Raw genomic sequence first — 427 nt, forward strand, 5'->3', positions numbered from 1 at the left:
CGCTCTTCGGTTGGGGGTATTTTCCGTTTACGTCGGCCGCGCGGGTGCCCCAGCACGATGGCACCCACACCGAAAAACTTGGAAGCAAAGGCCACGTCGTCGTTCGTGTATTGCAGTTCGCCGAGATAGAACGGGTAGGCAAACGTCCCCCAGATCGCGTCGCAGATGCGGTAGGTGAGGACCAGCGAGATGATCAGCACCAGCGACCAGCCCATGCGTCCGACGAATTCGACCAGCGGCAGCAGCAGCGCGCGGTAGAGGTGATCCATCGCGAAGCCGCCCCTGTTCGCGGCAGGCGCCGCATCCTGCGTCAGGACATTCCTGCCCGCCTTCTTCTGCCCGGCGAGCCAGCCGGCGATCAGCGACGGGATGATGATCGTCGCCACAATGATCAACGGACCCATGGTGATGGTGAAGAAGGTCGGAT

At 62.3% G+C, this 427-nt stretch carries 1 protein-coding gene; it reads right to left on the reverse strand.

The genetic code is table 11. The annotated features are described in order from the left end of the window. Nucleotides 1-427, reverse strand: a 427-nt coding sequence (locus tag AB1L30_RS00260; protein WP_367011357.1) for a hypothetical protein, incomplete at both ends; no start/stop codon positions are given.

This window comes from Bremerella sp. JC817 (assembly GCF_040718835.1).
In the GTDB taxonomy this organism is placed as follows: domain Bacteria; phylum Planctomycetota; class Planctomycetia; order Pirellulales; family Pirellulaceae; genus Bremerella.